The sequence below is a fragment of the Klebsiella sp. CN_Kp104 genome (assembly GCF_040064515.1).
In the GTDB taxonomy this organism is placed as follows: domain Bacteria; phylum Pseudomonadota; class Gammaproteobacteria; order Enterobacterales; family Enterobacteriaceae; genus Klebsiella; species Klebsiella aerogenes.
The window spans coordinates 10,388-26,136 of sequence record NZ_JBEAII010000013.1 but is presented as its reverse complement, the minus strand read 5'-3'; the positions used below and the strand labels follow the sequence as shown (position 1 = coordinate 26,136).

Annotated in this window: 23 protein-coding genes and 1 pseudogene; 6 read left to right on the top strand and 18 right to left on the bottom strand. The window is 52.0% G+C overall.

Going from position 1 to position 15,749, the window contains the following annotated elements; genetic code table 11:
- Positions 1 to 245: 245 nt before the first annotated feature.
- Positions 246 to 800: a gamma carbonic anhydrase family protein gene (locus tag ABLU80_RS13385; protein ID WP_015703633.1), complete on the top strand. Its 555-nt coding sequence runs from the start codon at positions 246 to 248 to the stop codon at positions 798 to 800.
- On the opposite strand, the gene ABLU80_RS13380 is transcribed toward ABLU80_RS13385, so the two are convergent.
- From ABLU80_RS13380 to dprA, 6 genes are read right to left on the bottom strand one after another with little or no spacing between them, the layout of a single operon-like run.
- Positions 776 to 1,033, bottom strand: coding sequence for a DUF1488 domain-containing protein (locus tag ABLU80_RS13380; RefSeq protein WP_072057803.1), 258 nt, complete (start codon positions 1,031 to 1,033; stop codon positions 776 to 778). The genes ABLU80_RS13385 and ABLU80_RS13380 overlap by 25 nt on opposite strands.
- Entirely contained in the window at positions 1,030 to 1,848 is an 819-nt protein-coding gene (gene aroE, locus ABLU80_RS13375; RefSeq protein ID WP_032709258.1) for a shikimate dehydrogenase, read from the bottom strand. The genes ABLU80_RS13380 and aroE overlap by 4 nt, the downstream gene beginning before the upstream one ends.
- Before the next feature lie 3 nt (positions 1,849 to 1,851).
- Positions 1,852 to 2,424 carry an L-threonylcarbamoyladenylate synthase type 1 TsaC gene (tsaC, locus tag ABLU80_RS13370; RefSeq protein WP_015369442.1) on the bottom strand — a complete coding sequence of 191 codons (573 nt, stop codon included), beginning with the start codon at positions 2,422 to 2,424 and terminating at the stop codon, positions 1,852 to 1,854.
- On the bottom strand, positions 2,417 to 2,971 hold the full coding sequence (locus ABLU80_RS13365) for a type I DNA topoisomerase (RefSeq protein WP_015369441.1): 555 nt from the start codon (positions 2,969 to 2,971) through the stop codon (positions 2,417 to 2,419). Before ABLU80_RS13365 ends, tsaC begins: the two co-directional genes overlap by 8 nt.
- A 26-nt stretch (positions 2,972 to 2,997) precedes the next feature.
- Positions 2,998 to 3,471 (bottom strand): DUF494 family protein Smg, encoded by a 474-nt coding sequence (smg, locus tag ABLU80_RS13360; protein ID WP_015369440.1) that lies wholly within the window; start codon positions 3,469 to 3,471, stop codon positions 2,998 to 3,000.
- On the bottom strand, positions 3,443 to 4,567 hold the full coding sequence (gene dprA, locus ABLU80_RS13355) for a DNA-protecting protein DprA (RefSeq protein ID WP_047080477.1): 1,125 nt from the start codon (positions 4,565 to 4,567) through the stop codon (positions 3,443 to 3,445). The genes smg and dprA overlap by 29 nt, the downstream gene beginning before the upstream one ends.
- A 129-nt stretch (positions 4,568 to 4,696) precedes the next feature.
- Between dprA and def the strand changes: the two genes are divergently transcribed.
- The 5 genes from def to mscL all read left to right on the top strand — a co-directional run bounded on the left by def (position 4,697) and on the right by mscL (position 9,459).
- Positions 4,697 to 5,206: a peptide deformylase gene (gene def / locus ABLU80_RS13350; protein WP_285178098.1), complete on the top strand. Its 510-nt coding sequence runs from the start codon at positions 4,697 to 4,699 to the stop codon at positions 5,204 to 5,206.
- A gap of 14 nt (positions 5,207 to 5,220) precedes the next feature.
- Positions 5,221 to 6,168: a methionyl-tRNA formyltransferase gene (gene fmt, locus ABLU80_RS13345; protein WP_015703637.1), complete on the top strand. Its 948-nt coding sequence runs from the start codon at positions 5,221 to 5,223 to the stop codon at positions 6,166 to 6,168.
- Positions 6,169 to 6,220: 52 nt separating this feature from the next.
- Complete coding sequence (gene rsmB, locus ABLU80_RS13340; RefSeq protein WP_285178099.1) at positions 6,221 to 7,516, top strand: 16S rRNA (cytosine(967)-C(5))-methyltransferase RsmB; 1,296 nt, start codon at positions 6,221 to 6,223, stop codon at positions 7,514 to 7,516.
- A gap of 13 nt (positions 7,517 to 7,529) precedes the next feature.
- Entirely contained in the window at positions 7,530 to 8,906 is a 1,377-nt protein-coding gene (trkA, locus tag ABLU80_RS13335; RefSeq protein WP_015369435.1) for a Trk system potassium transporter TrkA, read from the top strand.
- A gap of 142 nt (positions 8,907 to 9,048) precedes the next feature.
- The gene (gene mscL, locus ABLU80_RS13330) at positions 9,049 to 9,459 is read left to right on the top strand and encodes a large-conductance mechanosensitive channel protein MscL (protein WP_015369434.1); all 411 of its coding nucleotides are present in this window, start codon (positions 9,049 to 9,051) and stop codon (positions 9,457 to 9,459) included.
- Here the strand turns inward: mscL and ABLU80_RS13325 are convergent.
- From ABLU80_RS13325 to rpmD, 12 genes and pseudogenes are all read right to left on the bottom strand, one after another.
- Positions 9,419 to 9,675, bottom strand: a pseudogene (locus tag ABLU80_RS13325) (alternative ribosome-rescue factor A); the annotation flags it as partial. The gene mscL and the pseudogene ABLU80_RS13325 overlap by 41 nt on opposite strands.
- 57 nt (positions 9,676 to 9,732) lie before the next feature.
- Positions 9,733 to 10,158, bottom strand: a complete 426-nt coding sequence (zntR, locus tag ABLU80_RS13320; RefSeq protein ID WP_015369432.1) for a Zn(2+)-responsive transcriptional regulator — start codon at positions 10,156 to 10,158, stop codon at positions 9,733 to 9,735.
- A 2-nt stretch (positions 10,159 to 10,160) separates the two neighbouring features.
- Entirely contained in the window at positions 10,161 to 10,529 is a 369-nt protein-coding gene (locus tag ABLU80_RS13315) for a DUF1992 domain-containing protein (RefSeq protein WP_045389777.1), read from the bottom strand.
- A gap of 108 nt (positions 10,530 to 10,637) precedes the next feature.
- Complete coding sequence (gene rplQ, locus ABLU80_RS13310; protein WP_004868344.1) at positions 10,638 to 11,024, bottom strand: 50S ribosomal protein L17; 387 nt, start codon at positions 11,022 to 11,024, stop codon at positions 10,638 to 10,640.
- Positions 11,025 to 11,064: 40 nt separating this feature from the next.
- Positions 11,065 to 12,054, bottom strand: a complete 990-nt coding sequence (gene rpoA / locus ABLU80_RS13305) for a DNA-directed RNA polymerase subunit alpha (protein ID WP_002438685.1) — start codon at positions 12,052 to 12,054, stop codon at positions 11,065 to 11,067.
- A gap of 25 nt (positions 12,055 to 12,079) precedes the next feature.
- A complete protein-coding gene (gene rpsD / locus ABLU80_RS13300; protein ID WP_002919224.1) occupies positions 12,080 to 12,700 on the bottom strand; it encodes a 30S ribosomal protein S4 in 621 nt (206 codons plus the stop codon).
- 32 nt (positions 12,701 to 12,732) lie between these two features.
- Positions 12,733 to 13,122, bottom strand: coding sequence for a 30S ribosomal protein S11 (gene rpsK / locus ABLU80_RS13295; RefSeq protein ID WP_004388621.1), 390 nt, complete (start codon positions 13,120 to 13,122; stop codon positions 12,733 to 12,735).
- Between the two features lie 16 nt (positions 13,123 to 13,138).
- Positions 13,139 to 13,495: a 30S ribosomal protein S13 gene (gene rpsM, locus ABLU80_RS13290; RefSeq protein ID WP_015369429.1), complete on the bottom strand. Its 357-nt coding sequence runs from the start codon at positions 13,493 to 13,495 to the stop codon at positions 13,139 to 13,141.
- A gap of 146 nt (positions 13,496 to 13,641) precedes the next feature.
- Entirely contained in the window at positions 13,642 to 13,758 is a 117-nt protein-coding gene (gene rpmJ / locus ABLU80_RS13285) for a 50S ribosomal protein L36 (protein WP_000868187.1), read from the bottom strand.
- A gap of 31 nt (positions 13,759 to 13,789) precedes the next feature.
- Complete coding sequence (gene secY / locus ABLU80_RS13280; protein WP_015703640.1) at positions 13,790 to 15,121, bottom strand: preprotein translocase subunit SecY; 1,332 nt, start codon at positions 15,119 to 15,121, stop codon at positions 13,790 to 13,792.
- Between the two features lie 7 nt (positions 15,122 to 15,128).
- Complete coding sequence (gene rplO / locus ABLU80_RS13275) at positions 15,129 to 15,563, bottom strand: 50S ribosomal protein L15 (protein WP_015369426.1); 435 nt, start codon at positions 15,561 to 15,563, stop codon at positions 15,129 to 15,131.
- Positions 15,564 to 15,566: 3 nt separating this feature from the next.
- A complete protein-coding gene (rpmD, locus tag ABLU80_RS13270; RefSeq protein WP_001140434.1) occupies positions 15,567 to 15,746 on the bottom strand; it encodes a 50S ribosomal protein L30 in 180 nt (59 codons plus the stop codon).
- Positions 15,747 to 15,749 lie beyond the last annotated feature (3 nt).

Sequence of the window (15,749 nt, the reverse complement as noted above, 5' to 3'; positions counted from 1 at the left end):
TTTTCTCTTCAACCGAACCGGCTGTTTGTGTGAAGTGATTCACATCTGCCGTGTCAGTGGGTGCGCATTATAGGGATCCCATTTTTTTGCACAAGCCTTTTTTCGATCTTTTTTTCTGAATGATGATTTTTCGCGCTTTTCGCACTGTTATTGCTCAAATAGCTCAATTTTTATCAGAAAAAGGGGTTGCGGGAGCGCCTGAAAGCTACCAAAGTCTGGTTATCTACCCTGATGTTGAGGCAGTCATGTCCAGTTATTTACGTCCTTATAAAGAATTATTCCCTCAAATCGGTCTGCGGGTGATGGTGGATCCCAGCAGCGTTGTGATCGGCGATGTCAGAATTGCCGATGACGTCAGCATTTGGCCGCTGGTCGCCATCCGAGGCGACGTGAATTATGTGTCTATCGGCGCACGTTCGAATATTCAGGACGGTAGCGTCCTGCATGTCACCCATAAGTCGTCTTATAACCCTGAGGGTAATCCGCTACTCATAGGAGAAGATGTCACCGTCGGGCATAAGGTCATGCTGCACGGCTGCACTATCGGCAATCGCATTCTTGTCGGAATGGGGTCAATTCTGCTGGATGGCGTGGTAGTAGAAGATGACGTGATGATCGGCGCCGGCAGCCTGGTGCCGCAAAACAAGCGGCTGGAAAGCGGTTATCTCTATTTTGGCAACCCGGTAAAACAAATCCGCCCCCTGACGGAGGCGGAATATGCAGGGCTGAAGTATTCAGCCAACAACTATGTGAAGTGGAAAGACGACTACCTGGATCAGGAAAGCCAGAGCCAACCCTGATGATCTTCTTGCCGATCGCGAATCAACGCTTCCGCTTCATCTTCCAAATCCCAGCGATGTTCACTAAAGAGAGCCAGCCATCGCGCTGGCTCATCGCCACCGAACCGTTGCTGCAGTGTCTGACCCAGAATCGCGCAAGTTAACTGCATGCCATTGACCAACGCGGGGAAAACGATGCACTGCCGTTCAGCGTCCCACTCTTCTCTATCGGGAAATTGGATCGCCTGGTTCACGCATTCAGTTCCTGATGTAAAACGGCAATCACCGGGGCAATTTCCGGTAGTCTACCGTGCCACAGCAGAACAGCATGTGCGGCCTGAGCCACCAGCATACCTAATCCATCTGCCATTTTTTTAGCGCCATACTGTTGGCACCAATGCAGAAATGGCGTATTTCCTTTCTGATAAAACATGTCATAGCAGTAAACATCGGCATGAATTAACGAGGAAGGTATTGCCGGGATATCGCCGCTTATTCCGCTGGACGTCGCGTTAATAATGAGATCGAACTGATGGCCTTCCAGTTTATCCAGCGATAACGCACTAACGCTGCCGGTATGAGCAAATAGCGTTGCCAGCTCATGAGCGCGGGAAAAAGTACGGTTAACGATGGTGACCGCGCAATCTAAAGAGAGCAGCGGTAACAATACGCCGCGAGATGCGCCGCCTGCGCCAATCAATAAAATCCTCATACCAGGCTTGATAAAGCCCAGACGCTCTAAGTCGCTTAATAACCCAATGCCATCCGTATTGTCGCCAAGCAGACGACCATCCTCAAGACGCTTTAACGTATTGACCGCGCCGGCTAGCGCAGCGCGCTCGGTGAGTTCGTCGGCGCGGGCAAACGCTTCTTCTTTGAAAGGGACGGTCACGTTAGCGCCCTTACCGCCCGTGTTGAAGAAAGCATCCAGGGTATTAACAAAATCATCCAATGGCGCCAGTACCCGACCATAGGGGTGCGCAATATCTAACTGTTTGGCAAACAGCTGATGAATAGAAGGCGACTTGCTATGGGCTATAGGGTTACCAAAAACGGCATAAGTTTCCATTAATTACCCCTGGCGGAACTGTTCACCCGTCAGGGCATCACGAATTTCAGATGGGTTTTGCCGCCCGCCCGTTGCGCCATCCACCACCGGGAAACTATCGCCAAACTGGGCGCGTACTTCAGCAGTAGTCCGGCACGGCGGCTGACCGGTTAAGTTGGCGCTCGTCGAGACCAGCGGCTTTCCGTAGGCTTCACATAATTCAATTACCAGTGGGTGATCGGTAACGCGCACGGCAAGCGAATCAAAGCGCCCCGTCAGCCAGCGTGGCGTATCCGGACGCGCCGGGAACACAAACGTCACCGGCCCAGGCCAACTGGCAAAGATAACCGCTCTCTGCGCGTCGCTTAATCGGGAATCATCAATATACGGTTTCAGTTGGTCAAAACTGGCGGCGATAAGTATCAGCCCCTTTTCCACGGGGCGTTGCTTTAACGCCAGTAGGCGCATCACGGCCGTTTCGCTATCCGGATCGCAACCGACGCCAAACACAGCTTCGGTTGGATAGGCGATGACATGTTCATTATTCAGTACCGCGACAGCCTGGGCGACGGTCTCTGAGGGCAGGTTTTTATTCACTTATTTGTTCCGCCGGGATCGGCTTTCCACATTGTTTACTGGCGCAAAAGCGTTTAACACCCTGCGCCGTTTTCTTTTCTATTAATAGCGGGTAATGGCATTCAGGGCATTCGCCCGCCACCGGTTTAAAATTAATTACGAACTGGCAATCAGGGTAGCGATCGCAGGAATGAAAGGTTTTACCGAAACGGGAGCGACGCTGCACCAGATGACCCTGTCCGCATTGCGGACACGCGATAGCGGTCTCATCAGGTTTATCAATCAGCTCGGTATGTTCGCATTCGGGATAGCGACTGCAGCCGATGAACATACCAAAACGCCCCTGGCGTAACACCATGACAGCGCCGCAAGATGGGCACTCTTGCCCCTCCAGCACCTTGACGATATGGCCGTCCGCCTGACTTTTCAGGGGACGGACATAGTCACAGTCCGGATAGTGAGAACAGCCGAGAAACGGGCCATGTTTCCCGGAACGAATCACCAGTTCGGCCCCGCACTGCGGGCAGGGCTCGTTTTTACGCACCGAAAACAGTGCTGATTTGGTCATAACAACTCGATGTTGCTGCAATAAGATTAATGCAGCATACCTTCATTTACTTCGAAGAGTAATTCTTCCATTTGCTGATAGGCGTTTTCACAGCCTGGAATATTAAACAGAACCATCAGGATCACCCATTTCAGGTCTTCCAGTTCAAACTCTGCCGTATCCAGCGCCAGTACGCGCTCTATCACCATTTCTCGCGTTTCGAGGTTCAACACCTGGATCTGCTCGAGGAAGAGTAAAAATCCTCGACAGCTGGCATCCAGACGCTGGCACTCTTCGTCGGTGTATACCCGAAGAGAGAGCGGATCGGAGGCGAGCTGCATGGGTTCAACGAGACCTTCCTGATAATCAGCCAGTTTCTCGAGCCACATTAACGCGTTATAGATATCTTCCCGTTCAAAACCTGCATCGGTCAGATCCCGCGTTAGTTTGTCCTGATCCACGCGCATTTCTGCTTCGTTATGGATATAAGTCTCAAACAAATACATGAGTACGTCGAACATGGCTTGCCCTCCTTAATCGGACATAGCCGCCGGGTACAGCTGCGATCCAGCCTGCTAACTCCAGTTCAAGTAGCTGGGCTACGGTTACTGGCACAGATTGGCCGGCACGTTCAGCGACAACGTCAACAGGTGTTACCTCATCTCCTACGTTAGCCAGGAGCTCTGGAAATGGCAATGCTACAGGAGGCTGATCTGCGTAATTATTTAGCAAATCAGCGGTCTCTTCCCGCGCTGAAAGCTCATATTGCCAATACTCAAGGATCTCTTCCGGCACGGTAACCGGAACTGCTCCCTGCTTTATTAGCCAGTGCGGCCCTTCAGAGCCAGGATTACCAATTGGCCCAGGCAGGGCAAAAACATCTCTCCCCTGCTCCAGCGCGCAACGGACAGTTACCAGAGAACCGCTTTTCAAGGCGGCCTCTATCACCAGAACCCCAGCGCTTAACCCGCTGATAATCCGGTTGCGGCGCGGGAAATTCCCCGGTAAGGGTAATGCAGAGAGAGGAAATTCGGAAAGTAGCGCGCCGCCGCTTTCCACGATCTGCTTTGCTAAAGCCCGATGCCGGTGCGGGTAGATATCAGAGAGACCGTTGCCTAATACGGCGATGGTTTTTCCCTTTGCCGCCAATGCCCCGCGGTGGGCGATGCCATCAATCCCCAACGCCAGACCACTGGTAAGGGTCAAGCCATACTGAGCAAGCGCTTCACTGAATGCTTTTCCCCACCGCGCGCCGTACCACGAGTGTGCACGGCTCCCAATGATAGCCAGCTGCCGGCTACACAGGAGATCGACGTTACCGCAGACCAGCAGCGCGCCGGGATAATCATCGATAGCGCGCAGCTGCGGCGGATAGAGCGCGTGATCCGCCGTGATCAGATGATGTTCTGGTTGCTCTAACCATTGCAGTGAAACATCAATTTGCTGTTGGTTGAGGGCAAGAAACTGTGTTGCCTGCGCTTTAGTTAAACCCGCAGCCCGCAACGTTTCAGTATTCAGCTGGCCTGCACATCCTAGCCGTCGTGCAATCAATACCATTTCATCGCCGTACAGGTTATTCACCCGCATCAGGCGCAACCAAATCTCCGTGGGCGTCATCCGTTCCCCCCTGCCATTAGCGGCTCAGCCAATCCTTGTGATTGGTTAGCGAGACTGTCAATTAGAGGGGGTTTTGTCTAGAATAGAGGTAATAATCTTATCAACTACTGAATACGACTCTGGATCTTTATGGCAGTTTTGCAAGTGTTACATATTCCGGACGAGCGCCTTCGCAAAGTCGCCGAGCCGGTCAAAGAAGTGAATGCAGAAATTCAGCGTATCGTCGATGATATGTTCGACACGATGTACGCTGAAGAAGGTATTGGTCTGGCCGCCACGCAGGTGGATATCCATCAGCGCATTATCGTTATCGATGTCTCGGAAAACCGTGAAGAGCGTCTGGTGCTCATCAACCCAGAGCTACTCGAAAAAGACGGCGAAACCGGCATTGAAGAAGGTTGTTTGTCAATTCCGGAACAACGTGCGCTGGTTCCACGAGCCGAAACCGTAAAAATCCGCGCGCTGGACCGTGAAGGTAAGACTTTCGAACTGAAAGCTGATGGCTTGTTGGCTATTTGTATCCAGCATGAAATGGATCACCTGGTCGGTAAGCTGTTCATTGACTATCTGTCGCCGCTCAAACAGCAGCGCATCCGCCAGAAAGTTGAAAAACTGGATCGTTTACGCACCCGTGCCTGATAACAAGGATTAACGTGTCACAAACACTACGTATCATTTTCGCCGGAACCCCCGACTTTGCAGCGCGTCACCTTGACGCGCTGTTGTCGTCTGAACATCAGGTTGTCGGCGTATTTACTCAGCCCGACCGTCCTGCTGGTCGCGGCAAAAAATTGATGCCGAGCCCGGTAAAAGTGCTGGCTGAAGCCAATAATCTACCGGTCTTCCAGCCATCTTCCCTACGTCCGCAGGAAAATCAGCAATTAGTTGCCGACCTTAACGCCGATGTTATGGTCGTCGTGGCTTATGGACTGATCCTGCCGAAAGCGGTTCTTGAAATGCCGCGTTTGGGCTGCATTAACGTTCACGGCTCCCTGCTTCCTCGCTGGCGTGGCGCAGCGCCGATTCAGCGTTCGCTATGGGCTGGCGATGCCGAAACCGGTGTAACCATCATGCAGATGGACGTCGGTCTTGATACCGGTGACATGCTGTATAAACTCTCCTGCCCGATTACCGCGGAAGATACCAGCGGCAGCCTGTACGATAAACTGGCCAACCTTGGACCAGAGGGTCTACTGGCGACCTTAGCGCAGCTGGCGGATGGTAGCGCAGAGCCTGAAGTTCAGGACGAATCGCGGGTCAGCTACGCCGAGAAGCTGAGTAAGGAAGAGGCCCGTATTGATTGGTCGCTTTCCGCAGAACAGCTCGAACGCTGCATCCGCGCATTTAATCCCTGGCCGATGAGCTGGCTGGAAATCGATGAGCAACCGGTGAAGGTGTGGCGCGCATCCGTTATTACAGAGTCCGCCAACGCTGAGCCAGGTACGATCGTCGCAGCAACCAAGCAAGGGATCCAGGTCGCCACCGGCAACGGGATTCTGAATCTGGAATCACTGCAGCCGGCAGGGAAAAAAGCGATGAGTGCCCAGGATTTACTGAACTCTCGCCGGGAATGGTTTATCCCCGGAAACCGTCTTGCCTGACGCACTTCTCTTCTAAAGCCCGGGTTCGCCGGGCATTTTTATTTTTGCGCTTATGAAAAAGAATATTAATTTACGCAGCCTGGCAGCCCAGGCCATTGAGCAGGTCGTTGAGAAAGGCCAGTCTTTAAGCAATGTTCTGCCGCCGCTGCAGCAAAAAGTGAGCGAGAAAGACAAAGCGCTGCTGCAGGAGCTGTGCTTCGGCGTTTTGCGCACTCTCAGCCAACTCGAGTGGCTAATCGGTAAGCTGATGGCCCGCCCGATGACCGGCAAACAGCGTACCGTACATTTCCTGATCATGGTCGGCCTGTATCAGCTACTTTATACGCGAATTCCCCCGCACGCCGCGCTAGCGGAAACGGTGGAAGGCGTGGTGGCAATTAAGCGTCCGCAGCTTAAAGGGCTTATCAATGGTGTATTACGCCAGTTTCAGCGCCAGCAGGAAGAGCTGCTGGCCGAATTCGCCCAGCACGAGAACCGTTATCTCCATCCTAAATGGCTGCTTAAACGTCTGCAGCAGGCCTGGCCGCAACAATGGCAGGATATTGTGTCAGCCAATAATCTACGTCCGCCAATGTGGCTGCGTGTGAATCGCAATCATCATTCGCGAGATGAATGGCTCGCACTGCTGGAAGACGCTGGTTTACAGGGTTTCACTCACCCGGACTATCCGGATGCCGTCCGTCTTGCGACCCCAGCCCCGGTCCATGCGTTACCAGGATTTGATAAAGGCTGGGTAACCGTTCAGGACGCTTCAGCCCAGGGCTGCATGCGCTACTTGCAACCGGCAAACGGCGAGCGCATTCTCGATCTCTGCGCGGCGCCAGGCGGCAAGACAACGCATATTCTGGAAGTCGCGCCGCAGGCGAGTCTGATGGCGGTCGACATCGACCAGCAGCGCCTGTCCCGTGTCTATGACAACCTGAAACGTCTGGGCATGAAAGCAGAAGTAAAACAGGGCGATGGTCGCTATCCTGAACAGTGGTGCGGCGATGAGCAGTTCGATCGTATTTTGCTGGATGCGCCATGTTCGGCCACCGGCGTTATCCGTCGCCATCCGGATATTAAATGGCTGCGCCGGGATCGCGATATCGCCGAGCTGGCGCAATTACAGGCAGAAATTCTCGATGCCACCTGGGCTCATCTTAAGCCTGGCGGTACGCTGGTCTATGCGACATGCTCTATTTTGCCGGAAGAGAACAGCCAACAAATCGCCGCTTTCCTGACCCGTACCCAAGATGCCGAACTCCATGAGACGGGAACGCCGGAAACCCCGGGTCAGCAAAATCTGCCTGGGGCGGAAGAAGGCGATGGCTTCTTTTACGCTAAGCTAATCAAAAAGCGCAATTAATGGGTCACTGCTGATGAAGATTATTATTCTTGGCGCCGGACAGGTAGGCGGCACGCTGGCGGAAAATCTCGTTGGCGAAAACAACGATATTACCCTTGTCGATACCAACGGCGACCGTCTGCGCGGCCTGCAGGATAAGTTCGATCTCCGCGTCGTTCAGGGCCACGGTTCGCATCCGCGCGTGCTGCGCGAAGCTGGCGCCGATGATGCCGATATGCTGGTCGCCGTAACCAGTTCGGATGAGACCAACATGGTAGCCTGCCAGGTCGCCTATTCGCTGTTTAATACACCGAATCGTATCGCCCGTATTCGTTCGCCCGATTACGTTCGTGATGCCGATAAGCTTTTCCATTCAGAAGCGGTGCCAATTGACCATCTGATCGCTCCGGAGCAGTTAGTCATCGATAATATCTACCGCCTGATCGAATATCCGGGCGCGCTGCAGGTAGTGAACTTCGCCGAAGGAAAAGTAAGCCTGGCCGTTGTAAAGGCTTATTATGGCGGCCCGCTGGTCGGTAATGCGCTTTCCACGATGCGCGAACATATGCCGCACATCGACACGCGCGTTGCGGCAATTTTCCGCCACGATCGGCCGATTCGCCCGCAGGGATCAACCATCGTAGAAGCGGGCGACGAAGTCTTCTTTATCGCCGCGTCGCAACATATTCGCGCGGTAATGAGCGAACTCCAACGTCTGGAGAAACCCTACAAACGCATTATGCTGGTCGGCGGCGGCAACATCGGCGCGGGCCTCGCTCACAGGCTGGAGAAAGACTACAGCGTGAAGTTGATCGAGCGCGATCAACAGCGTGCTGCTGAACTTGCCGAAAAGCTGCAGAATACGATCGTCTTTTATGGCGATGCATCGGATCAAGAGTTACTAGCGGAAGAGCATATCGATCAAGTCGATCTCTTTATTGCCGTCACCAACGATGACGAAGCCAATATCATGTCGGCAATGCTAGCCAAGCGGATGGGCGCGAAGAAGGTCATGGTGCTGATCCAGCGTCGCGCATATGTTGATCTGGTTCAGGGAAGCGTGATCGATATTGCGATATCACCGCAACAAGCCACGATTTCTGCCTTGCTGAGCCACGTACGTAAAGCTGATATTGTCGGTGTTTCGTCGCTACGCCGCGGCGTTGCCGAAGCCATTGAGGCCGTCGCGCATGGCGATGAAAGCACCTCGCGGGTAGTCGGCCGTTCAATTGATGAAATTAAGCTGCCGCCAGGCACCATTATTGGCGCGGTGGTGCGCGGCAATGACGTAATGATCGCCAATAATAATTTACGTATTGAGCAAGGCGACCACGTAATTATGTTCCTGACCGACAAGAAATTTATCTCCGATGTTGAGAGACTATTCCAGCCGAGTCCGTTCTTCCTGTAATTACAATGGGCGTCGCGCAGACGCCTTTTTATTATCCCTTATTTATCAATGGATAATATTTTCCAGCAATTATTCAACAGCAATGGAAAATGGAAATACATTTGATAAACTTATCAATGTCAGCTGGCTCAAGGAGAGTAAAATGGGTATGTTAAAAGAATTCCGCGAATTCGCGATGCGCGGGAATGTTGTCGATTTGGCAGTGGGTGTCATCATTGGTGCAGCATTTGGTAAAATTGTATCGTCTTTAGTGGCCGATATTATTATGCCTCCGCTGGGTTTGCTCATTGGCGGGATCGACTTTAAACAGTTCGCCGTTACGCTACGCGATGCGCAGGGAGATGTCCCGGCCGTTGTCATGCATTATGGTGTGTTTATTCAGAACGTCTTCGATTTCATCATCGTCGCCTTTGCGATTTTCATGGCGATCAAACTGATGAATAAACTGAACCGTAAGAAAGAAGAAGCGCCAGCCGCTCCGGCACCGAGCAAAGAAGAAGTACTTCTGAGTGAAATCCGCGATCTGTTAAAAGAACAAAATAACCGTTCTTAATCAGCACACAGAAAGCAGAAGGCCAGTGGTAAAAAAGCGATTCGCTTGCTTGCCACTGGCCTCCCGGTCATTACGTCCTGCATGTTTGTCTTTACGTTGATAGCTTCCTTTCCCTTTCTTATTTTTCTCAATCCGCTGTCTGAATAATGGGTCATGCAGTAATGCCTCAATCGCATTATCTTTAATTTGCCCTTTGGTATGCTGATAGCGACTCATAGTAACTCCAGTCAATGTATGAATTCGGCGCGAGTGTAGATCCACGCGCGTAAAAAATCAACGCCCGGCATGGCTACCGCTGGCGCCTTGCTCTAAGGCTTCGAGAATAGAGCAGTAAACGCTACTGTGCGCCGTGCCGCAGCAGGCATCATTCAGACGCTGCAGAGAACGCCGCATTGTTTCAAGTTCTTTGATACGCGCTTCGACTTCACTCAGGCGGGCCTGGACGATCCCTTTAGACTCCTGACAAGTATGATGTTCTGGATCGATGCGGATCGATAATAATTCGCGGATCGACTCCAGAGTGAAGCCTAATTGCCTGGCATAACGGATAAAGCGCAGCCGCTGCAGATCGTTATCCGAATAGAGGCGGAAACCGCCTTCAGTGCGAATATCGTGATCCATCATTTGCTGCTTTTCGTAATAGCGGATGGTATCCGGGGTGACATCAGCCAGTTTGGCCAGTTCGCCAATCCGATACATAGCTACTCCTCGTTAATTTTGTGCCACAGTCTATCGGCATAATCACCGCGTAGAAAATCGGTATTCATACCCGCCTGACGTAATTTCAGTTCAAACAGAGTCAAGCGACGATTTAATTCAGTATACCGCGGATCATCATGCTCTACGGTCTTGAGTAAGTCGCTCAACGCCATGGCATCTCTACGTAACTCAAGCTCCGGTGGCAAACAGCCGGCATTTTTTAATAAGCGATAACCGGCGCGCAGTTCAGGGGGCACGTGTGAATCATCATCCAGCGCCAGCGGTTCGCCGCTGCCGGTCAGATTATCAAACTCGCCTTTAGACTGTGCGTCGAGGATGTGGCGTTCTGCCCACTGGTCCAGTAACCACATTATACGGCTCCCAGGGATGAACAAAAAGAGTACAGATAGTGTAGTGAAGTGGGATTGCGGTAGATATAAAAAAACCCGCCGGGGCGGGTTTTTTTACGTTACTACAGATTACTCTGCAGCAGCTTCTGCTTTCAGCTCAGCACGATCAACCAGCTCGATGTATGCCATCGGCGCGTTGTCGCCTGCACGGAAGCCACACTTCAGAATGCGAGTGTAACCACCGGCGCGGCTCGCGAAACGCGGGCCCAGCTCGTTAAACAGTTTTGCCACGATCTCGTTATCACGAGTGCGGGCGAATGCCAGACGACGATTAGCAACGCTATCAGTCTTGGCAAGAGTAATCAGCGGCTCAACTACGCGACGCAGTTCTTTCGCTTTCGGCAGGGTCGTCTTGATGATCTCATGACGAACCAGCGAACCTGCCATGTTACGGAACATAGCCTGGCGATGGCTGCTGTTGCGGTTCAGTTGACGACCACTCTTACGATGGCGCATGACCTTATCCTTCTCAGTAAAACCTTAACCTGTGATCCGGTTACTCGTCAGCAATGCTTGCCGGCGGCCAGTTTTCCAGGCGCATGCCCAGAGACAGACCACGTGAAGCCAGCACGTCTTTAATCTCAGTAAGAGATTTTTTACCCAGGTTCGGCGTTTTCAGCAACTCAACCTCGGTACGCTGTACCAGATCACCGATATAGTGGATAGCTTCTGCCTTGAGGCAGTTAGCAGAGCGGACAGTCAATTCCAGATCGTCAACAGGGCGCAGCAGGATCGGATCGAACTCTGGTTTCTCTTCTTTCACTTCCGGCTGACGTACATCACGTAAGTCAACGAAAGCTTCCAGTTGTTCAGCCAGAATGGTTGCCGCACGACGAATCGCCTCTTCAGGATCGATTGTGCCGTTGGTTTCCATCTCGATGACCAGCTTGTCCAGGTCGGTACGCTGCTCAACACGCGCGGCTTCAACATTGTAGGCAATACGCTCTACAGGGCTGTAGCAGGCGTCGACCAGCAGACGGCCGATTGGGCGCTCATCTTCTTCCGAATGAATTCGGGCAGAAGCCGGCACATAACCGCGACCGCGCTGAACTTTGATGCGCATGCTAATAGATGCGTTCTCATCGGTCAGGTGGCAGATCACGTGCTGCGGCTTGACGATTTCGACATCACCGTCGTGGGTAATGTCGGCTGCAGTCACAGGGCCAATGCCAGATTTATTCAAAGTAAGGATGACTTCATCTTTACCCTGAACTCTCACCGCCAGCCCTTTCAGGTTGAGCAGGATTTCAAGGATGTCTTCCTGAACGCCTTCTTTGGTGCTGTACTCGTGCAGTACACCATCAATCTCAACCTCGGTCACCGCGCAACCCGGCATCGATGAGAGCAGAATACGGCGCAGTGCGTTACCCAGAGTATGGCCGAAGCCACGCTCTAAAGGCTCAAGGGTCACCTTGGCGTGCGTCGAACTCACTTGCTCGATATCGACCAGGCGCGGTTTTAGAAACTCTGTCACAGAACCCTGCATTGTGTCCTCTCTTTGGTACTAAGCTTTACTTGGAGTAAAGCTCGACGATCAGGTGTTCGTTAATGTCCGCAGACAGATCAGAACGCTCCGGCTGACGCTTGAACGTACCTTCCATCTTGCCAGCATCAACTTCCAGCCAGGTTGGCTTTTCACGCTGCTCAGCCAGCTCCAGAGCGGCTTTCACGCGAGATTGCTTTTTCGCTTTCTCACGGATGCTAACAACGTCATTCGCTTTTACCTGATAAGAAGCGATGTTAACAACACGACCGTTTACCATGATAGCCTTGTGGCTAACCAGCTGGCGTGCTTCAGCACGAGTGGCGCCGAAGCCCATACGGTATACAACGTTGTCCAGACGACCTTCCAGCAGAGCCAACAGGTTTTCACCGGTGTTGCCTTTCAGACGTGCTGCTTCTTTATAGTAGTTACGGAACTGACGCTCCAGCACACCGTACATACGGCGAACTTTTTGCTTTTCACGCAACTGCACACCATAGTCAGACAGACGCGGCTTACGCGCACCGTGCTGGCCAGGAGCTTGTTCAATTTTACACTTGGTATCGATCGCGCGAACGCCAGACTTAAGGAATAAGTCAGTGCCCTCACGACGGCTCAGCTTGAGCTTAGGACCCAAATATCTTGCCATTTTCTTTCTCCAACAATCCTAGAAACGAGGCGTTATACGCGACGTTTTTTCGGCGGACGACAACCGTTATGAGGGATCGGAGTCACATCAGTAATATTAGTGATGCGGAAACCAGCGGCGTTCAGTGCACGAATAGTAGATTCGCGACCTGGACCCGGACCTTTAACCATAACTTCCAGATTCTTGATGCCGTATTCTTTTACGGCTTCTGCGCAACGCTCTGCTGCAACCTGAGCTGCAAACGGAGTGGATTTGCGAGAACCACGGAAACCGGAACCACCGGCTGTTGCCCAACCCAGCGCGTTACCCTGACGATCAGTGATGGTAACGATGGTGTTGTTAAAAGAAGCATGGATATGAGCCACGCCATCAGAGACTTGTTTTCTTACACGCTTACGTGCACGAACTGGTGCCTTTGCCATTATTCAATCACCCCGATTATTTCTTGATCGGTTTACGCGGACCCTTACGGGTACGTGCGTTGGTCTTAGTACGCTGACCGCGAACCGGAAGACCACGACGATGGCGTAAACCACGGTAGCAACCAAGGTCCATCAGACGCTTGATGCTCAGGGTGATTTCACGGCGCAGATCACCTTCAACGACAAATTTACCTACTGCTTCACGCAGAGAATCAATCTGTTCTTCAGACAGCTCACTGATCTTAACATTTTCAGCGATACCCGTTTCAGCGCAGATGGCTTTAGAGCGGGTCTTGCCGATACCAAAAATTGCAGTTAAAGCAATTACGGTATGTTTCTGATCAGGAATGTTAATGCCTGCTATACGGGCCACTATGCACTCCTACTATTTAATATGTACGTACCATGCTGAAAAGCCCGTTTTCAGGATACTCAAATGGAAACGTACAGACATACAAAAGATTGGCTGGCTAATCTAGCCAGCTCAACCCAACTTTGCAAGAAAAATATGCGAATAAATCAGCCTTGGCGCTGTTTATGCTTTGGCTCGGCACTGCAAATCACACGGATGACACCATCACGCTTAACGATTTTGCAGTTACGGCATAATTTCTTGACGGAAGCACGAACTTTCATTTTTACTCTCCGTAACTTCTCGGGCGACCAGTTAGCGGCCGTAGCCTTTCAGGTTCGCCTTCTTCAATGCAGACTCATACTGACTAGACATCATCAGAGTTTGCACTTGAGCCATAAAGTCCATAATCACGACGACAACAATAAGCAGCGAGGTTCCACCGAAGTAGAACGGCACTTTCATTGCATCACGCATGAACTCCGGGATCAGGCAGATAAAAGTGATATACAACGCACCGACCAGAGTCAGGCGGGTCATTACTTTATCGATATACTTCGCCGTTTGTTCTCCCGGACGAATTCCTGGTACAAATGCACCGGACTTCTTCAGGTTATCTGCTGTTTCACGCGGGTTGAAAACCAACGCCGTGTAGAAGAAACAGAAGAAGATGATTGCAGACGCATAGAGTAACACATAAAGCGGTTGCCCAGGCTGCAAATACAGCGAAATTGTTGTCAGCCAGTTCCAACCAGTACCGCCCCCGAACCATGACGTGATGGTCGCCGGGAACAGAATAATACTGGAAGCGAAGATTGCCGGGATTACCCCCGCCATATTCACTTTCAGCGGTAAATGTGTGCTCTGTGCAGCATAGACACGACGACCCTGTTGACGCTTAGCGTAGTTTACCACAATGCGGCGTTGACCACGTTCAACGAATACAACGAAGAAGGTCACTGCAAATACTAATACTGCAACCAACAGCAACAGGAGGAAGTGCAGGTCGCCTTGACGCGCTTGCTCGATAGTATGGGCGATGGCCGGCGGGAGTCCCGCAACGATCCCGGCGAAGATCAGGATCGAGATACCGTTTCCGATACCGCGTTCGGTGATCTGTTCGCCGAGCCACATCAGGAACATAGTCCCTGTGACCAGACTAACAACAGCGGTGAAATAGAATGCAAAGCCCGGATTAATCACCAGGCCCTGCATACCAGGCATATTCGGTAGACCGGTAGCAATACCGATCGACTGGAATATAGCCAGCACCAGAGTACCGTAGCGGGTGTACTGGCTGATCTTACGACGACCAGACTCCCCTTCTTTCTTCAGTTCTGCCAGCGGTTGATAAACAACGGTCAGCAGCTGGACAATGATCGACGCCGAAATATACGGCATGATCCCCAGAGCAAAGATAGAAGCACGGCTGAGAGCACCACCAGAGAACATGTTAAACATTTCAATGATGGTGCCTCGCTGTTGCTCAAGCAGTTTGGCAAGTACAGTGGCATCAATACCAGGGATCGGAATAAAAGAGCCAATACGGAACACAATCAGCGCACCGATAACAAACAGAAGTCTGCGTTTCAGTTCGCCAATTCCACCTTTGGCACTTTGAAAATCTAATCCCGGTTGTTTAGCCATCTGCTACTTATTCCTCAATTTTACCGCCAGCAGCTTCGATAGCAGCACGAGCGCCTTTAGTCACGCGCAGGCCACGAACAGTTACCGGACGAGTTACCTCACCAGACAGGATCACTTTCGCGAACTCGATCTGGATACCGATAATGTTAGCCGCTTTCAGCGTGTTCAGGTCTACCACATCGCCTTCTACGTGAGCCAGATCAGACAGACGAACTTCTGCAGTGATCATTGCTTTACGAGAAGTGAAGCCGAATTTCGGCAGACGACGGTACAGTGGCATCTGACCACCCTCGAAACCGCGACGTACGCCACCGCCAGAACGAGAGTTCTGACCTTTGTGACCACGACCACCGGTTTTACCGAGGCCAGAACCGATACCACGACCCAGGCGTTTACCCGCCTTTTTGGAGCCTTCGGCCGGAGACAGAGTATTTAAACGCATCTCTTACTCCTCAACTTTAACCATGAAGGAAACCGCGTTGACCATACCACGAACAGCAGGAGTATCCTCGCGCTCTACGGTGTGACCAATACGACGCAGACCCAGGCCAAGCAGCGTTGCCTTGTGTTTCGGCAAACGACCGATTGCACTGCGGGTTTGAGTAATTTTAATAGTCTTTGCCATGGT

Excerpts from the sequence above, each read along its gene's own strand:
- aroE (WP_032709258.1), bottom strand. The coding sequence starts at position 1,848 with ATGGAAACTTATGCCGTTTTTGGTAACCCTATAGCCCATAGCAAGTCG.
- mscL (WP_015369434.1), top strand. The coding sequence starts at position 9,049 with ATGGGTATGTTAAAAGAATTCCGCGAATTCGCGATGCGCGGGAATGTT.
- trkA (WP_015369435.1), top strand. The coding sequence starts at position 7,530 with ATGAAGATTATTATTCTTGGCGCCGGACAGGTAGGCGGCACGCTGGCG.
- rpmJ (WP_000868187.1), bottom strand. The coding sequence starts at position 13,758 with ATGAAAGTTCGTGCTTCCGTCAAGAAATTATGCCGTAACTGCAAAATC.
- rsmB (WP_285178099.1), top strand. The coding sequence starts at position 6,221 with ATGAAAAAGAATATTAATTTACGCAGCCTGGCAGCCCAGGCCATTGAG.
- dprA (WP_047080477.1), bottom strand. The coding sequence starts at position 4,567 with ATGACGCCCACGGAGATTTGGTTGCGCCTGATGCGGGTGAATAACCTG.
- rpsD (WP_002919224.1), bottom strand. The coding sequence starts at position 12,700 with ATGGCAAGATATTTGGGTCCTAAGCTCAAGCTGAGCCGTCGTGAGGGC.
- ABLU80_RS13365 (WP_015369441.1), bottom strand. The coding sequence starts at position 2,971 with ATGACCAAATCAGCACTGTTTTCGGTGCGTAAAAACGAGCCCTGCCCG.
- def (WP_285178098.1), top strand. The coding sequence starts at position 4,697 with ATGGCAGTTTTGCAAGTGTTACATATTCCGGACGAGCGCCTTCGCAAA.
- rplQ (WP_004868344.1), bottom strand. The coding sequence starts at position 11,024 with ATGCGCCATCGTAAGAGTGGTCGTCAACTGAACCGCAACAGCAGCCAT.
- smg (WP_015369440.1), bottom strand. The coding sequence starts at position 3,471 with ATGTTCGACGTACTCATGTATTTGTTTGAGACTTATATCCATAACGAA.
- zntR (WP_015369432.1), bottom strand. The coding sequence starts at position 10,158 with ATGTATCGGATTGGCGAACTGGCCAAACTGGCTGATGTCACCCCGGAT.
- rpsK (WP_004388621.1), bottom strand. The coding sequence starts at position 13,122 with ATGGCAAAGGCACCAGTTCGTGCACGTAAGCGTGTAAGAAAACAAGTC.
- rpmD (WP_001140434.1), bottom strand. The coding sequence starts at position 15,746 with ATGGCAAAGACTATTAAAATTACTCAAACCCGCAGTGCAATCGGTCGT.
- ABLU80_RS13315 (WP_045389777.1), bottom strand. The coding sequence starts at position 10,529 with ATGTGGTTACTGGACCAGTGGGCAGAACGCCACATCCTCGACGCACAG.
- ABLU80_RS13385 (WP_015703633.1), top strand. The coding sequence starts at position 246 with ATGTCCAGTTATTTACGTCCTTATAAAGAATTATTCCCTCAAATCGGT.
- secY (WP_015703640.1), bottom strand. The coding sequence starts at position 15,121 with ATGGCTAAACAACCGGGATTAGATTTTCAAAGTGCCAAAGGTGGAATT.
- rplO (WP_015369426.1), bottom strand. The coding sequence starts at position 15,563 with ATGCGTTTAAATACTCTGTCTCCGGCCGAAGGCTCCAAAAAGGCGGGT.
- rpoA (WP_002438685.1), bottom strand. The coding sequence starts at position 12,054 with ATGCAGGGTTCTGTGACAGAGTTTCTAAAACCGCGCCTGGTCGATATC.